The organism is Pseudomonas sp. TWI929 (assembly GCF_039673335.1).
GTDB lineage: Bacteria > Pseudomonadota > Gammaproteobacteria > Pseudomonadales > Pseudomonadaceae > Aquipseudomonas.
In genome coordinates, this window is sequence record NZ_JBDJLK010000161.1 from 1 (window position 1) to 3872 (window position 3872).

General features: G+C 63.1%; 4 protein-coding genes. 3 read left to right on the forward strand and 1 reads right to left on the reverse strand.

What is annotated here, in order from left to right:
- Window positions 1–71: 71 nt before the first annotated feature.
- Entirely contained in the window at window positions 72–1070 is a 999-nt protein-coding gene (locus tag ABE456_RS28250) for a diguanylate cyclase (RefSeq protein WP_346646866.1), read from the reverse strand.
- 255 nt (window positions 1071–1325) lie between these two features.
- Between ABE456_RS28250 and ABE456_RS28255 the strand changes: the two genes are divergently transcribed.
- The 3 genes from ABE456_RS28255 to ABE456_RS28265 form a co-directional block, all read left to right on the forward strand.
- The gene (locus ABE456_RS28255) at window positions 1326–1946 is read left to right on the forward strand and encodes a GntR family transcriptional regulator (protein WP_346646869.1); all 621 of its coding nucleotides are present in this window, start codon (window positions 1326–1328) and stop codon (window positions 1944–1946) included.
- A 302-nt stretch (window positions 1947–2248) separates the two neighbouring features.
- A complete protein-coding gene (gene abaF, locus ABE456_RS28260; protein WP_346646867.1) occupies window positions 2249–3622 on the forward strand; it encodes a fosfomycin efflux MFS transporter AbaF in 1374 nt (457 codons plus the stop codon).
- A gap of 37 nt (window positions 3623–3659) precedes the next feature.
- Window positions 3660–3872: dihydrodipicolinate synthase family protein (locus ABE456_RS28265; RefSeq protein WP_346646868.1), on the forward strand; the 213-nt coding region annotated here is incomplete at its 3' end.

Genomic DNA, 3872 nt, shown 5'->3' on the forward strand with positions numbered 1-3872 from the left:
GTACTGCACCGGTCTCAAAAGCGGTGCGATACCTGTGGGAGCGGGTTTACCCGCGAAGAGGCCGGCACAGGCTACTCGGCAATGGCGTTCTTGCCAGCACCCTTGGCCCGGTACAGCGCCTGGTCGGCCCGCGCCAGCAGCGCATGCTGGTCTTCACCTTCCTGCCACTGCACCACGCCATAGCTCATGGTCAGCCGGCAATCGCCCACCGGCGCCACCTGCTCCATCACCCGGCGCAAGCGCACCGCAACATCAAGTGCCTCACCCAGCGTGGTCTGCGGCAGCACGATGACAAACTCGTCGCCGCCCCAGCGCGCCAGCAGGTCCAGTTCGCGCAGGCAGGTGCGCAGGTTGTCGGCCACCCGCACCAGCGCCGCATCGCCAAGAGCATGGCCGTAACGGTCGTTGATCGGTTTGAAATCGTCCACGTCCATGGCGATCAGCGACAACGGCTGGCGAAAACGTTGGGCACGCTCGCACTCCAGTTGCAGCACCTTCTCCAGCCGATAGCGGTTGGCGATGCGGGTCAAGGCATCGCGCTCGGCCAGCTCGCGGTTTTCGTCCAGCTGCCGCTGCAACTGCTGGTTGACCCAGGACAGCTCGCGGGTGCGTTCAGCCACCTGGCCTTCCAGCGACTGGTTCTTCTGCTCCAGCTGCGCCACCAGGCGCTTGCCGGCGTCGATATTGCGGTGGGCGCCAAGCATGCGCGCCACCGAGCCATCCTCGTTGCGGGCAATGATGTAGCCGCGGTCTTCGATCCACAGGTAGCTGCCATCCTGGCAACGGCAGCGGTACTCGACGAGGTAGTGCTCGTTACGCTGGTTGATGTACGCCTCGAAATGCGCCATTACCCGCGGGTAGTCCTCCGGGTGGATCACGCCTTCCCAGGTGAGTACCGAGTTGGCCATGGAGTGGCTGGGGTAGCCGAGCATGGCGTACCAGCCTGGGTTGCGATAGACGTAGCCGGTGTTGGCATTCCAGTCCCAGATGCCATCGCTGATCAACTCGAACAAGGTGTGCAACTGCTGTTCACTGAAGCCAGCGGGGGCCGGCCTGGTTTCCTGATTCATGGACGCTCTCCCTGATGCCCAGCAACTGCGCTCCCATCAAGGGGCTGCCGACAATGTGTATGTGCCGCAGGCGGCAAGACTCTGCCTCTGACGGGCAAGCATATGCCCACTGTGCCGCTACCGGAATAGCGCCAACGCGCTACTGCCCATTATTTTGAAGGGCGTTTCGTATAAGATATCCGTACCGCCTGATTGCTGGAATTTCCCGTGCCGCTGCCGTCTTTCAAAGCTACCGACCTGGGTGCAACGCCCTCGATGTCGGAAATCATTGCCAAACACCTGCGCGAGGCAATCATCTCGGGCCAGTTGGCCGAAGGCGAACCGGTGCGCCAGGACGAAGTGGCGCAGGCCTTCAACGTCAGCAAGATTCCGGTGCGTGAAGCCCTGAAACGCCTGGAGGCGGAAGGCCTGGTCGACTTCCACCGCAACCGTGGCGCGCTGGTTACCCGTATTTCCGAGCCGGAACTGGCGCAGATGTTCGAGGTACGAGTACTGCTGGAGGTGAAGGCGATTCGCCTGGCGATCCCCAACATGACCGAGGCGCACTTTGCCCGCGCCGAAGCCATTTGCGCGGAGTTCGTCGGCGAAGACGATGTCGGCCGCTGGGCCGACCTCAACTGGGCGCTGCATGCCTGCCTGTACGAACCGGCCAGGCGGCCTTACCTGGTCGGCCTGATCCGGTCGATCCATGACAAGGTGGAGCGCTACCTGCGCATGCAGATGAGCCTGTCGGCGGGCAAGCAGCGCGCCGATCACGAACACCGCGACATCGTTGCTGCGTGCCGTGCGCGTGATGTGGAGCTGGCGGCACGGTTGATCGAAGAGCACATCAATGGGGTGTGCCAGAGCCTGTACGAGCACCTGCCCCAAAATTGAGCGTCCGGGGGCCGCTACGCGCCCCAATCGCGACGCAAGGCCGCTCCCACACCCGCCAGCGCATCATTCAGGCTCTGCTGCGCCCTGCCTGTAGGAGCGGCCTTGTGTCGCGATGGGCCGCAAAGCGGCCCCAAAACCCCTCATTTCACACAATAGCCAGCCCGCACACCCATCACTGGCTTCGTTCTTGCTTATCTAGATATCGTATACGAAATACCATATAAGGATTCAGCGGCGCCGGTCTTGCCTGCTCCGCGCTGCCTACTCCTTCTTCCAATAATTACGTATCGGAGTGCAAAACCATGGCCACACCCTCTTCGGCGGCATCGGTGAATGTCGCAAAAACAGCAGACAAAGCCCCTGCGGGCATCAAGCGTGTGGTAGCTGCGGCCATGGCCGGCGCGGTCGCCGAGTGGTACGAGTTCTTCCTGTATGGCACCGCCTCGGCACTGGTCTTCGGCCAGTTGTTCTTCCGCCAGACCGGCAGTGCCATGGACGGCATCATTGCCGCCTTCGCCCTCTACGCCGTGGGCTTTCTCGCCCGCCCCATCGGTGGCCTGGTGTTCGGCCATTACGGCGACAAGGTCGGCCGCAAACACTTACTGCAGATCAGCCTGATCGTGGTAGGGGTGACCACCTTCCTGATGGGCTGCCTGCCCACCTTCGAGCGCATCGGCTATGCCGCGCCGATCCTGCTGGTGGTGCTGCGGCTGATCCAGGGCTTTGCCTTCGGCGGCGAATGGGGCGGCGCGGTGCTGCTGGTGTCCGAGCACAGCCCGGACAACCGTCGCGGCTTCTGGGCCAGCTGGCCGCAGGCGGGGGTGCCGGCCGGCAACCTGATCGCCACCATCATCCTGCTGCTGTTGTCGTCCAACCTGAGCGAGGCGCAGTTCCTCGACTGGGGCTGGCGGGTGGCGTTCTGGTTCTCGGCGGTGGTGGTGCTGATCGGCTACTGGATCCGCACCCGGGTTGACGATGCACCGATCTTCAAGGAAGCCCAGGCCAAGCAGCAGAAGCTGGAAAGCCAGCAACTGGGCGTGGTGGAAGTGGTCACCAAATACTGGCGCGAAGTGCTGATCGGCATTGGCGCACGCTTTGCGGAAAACATCCTCTACTACACCGTCGTCACCTTCTCCATCACCTACCTGAAACTGGTGGTGCACAAGGACACCTCGCAGATCCTGCTGCTGATGTTCGGCGCCCACCTGTTGCACTTCTTCATGATCCCGGCGATGGGCTACCTGTCGGACATCATCGGCCGCAAGCCGGTATACCTGATCGGTGCCGTACTCACCGCGTTCTGGGGCTTCGTCGGCTTCCCGATGATGGACACCGGCAACGACTGGCTGATCATGGCGGCGATCACCCTGGGCCTGGCCATCGAGTCGATGACCTACGCGCCCTACTCCGCGCTGATGGCCGAACTGTTCCCCACTCACGTGCGCTATACCGCCTTGTCCCTGTGCTACCAGGTTGCGCCGATCCTGGCCGGCTCGCTGGCGCCACTGATCGCCGTGACCTTGCTGAAGGAATACAACAGCTCCACGCCTATCGCCTGGTACCTGGTGGCTGCAGCGGCCATCTCGATCGTGGCCGTGGCTGCTGCCAAGGAAACCCGCGGCAAGTCGCTGCGTGCCGTTGACGAAGAATCCGTGGCCCGCAATGCCGGCCGCTGAACGACCAACAAGAACGACATACCCCGAGGTAACGACCATGAGCAATATCTTCAACGGCACCATGCCCGCCCTGATGACCCCGTGCACCGCCGAGCGCAAGCCGGACTTCGACGCCCTGGTACGCAAGGGTCGCGAACTGATCGAGGCCGGCATGAGCGCCGTGGTGTACTGCGGCTCGATGGGTGACTGGCCGCTGCTGACCGAGGCCGAGCGCCAGGAAGGCGTGGCACGCCTGGTGGCCGCCGGCATC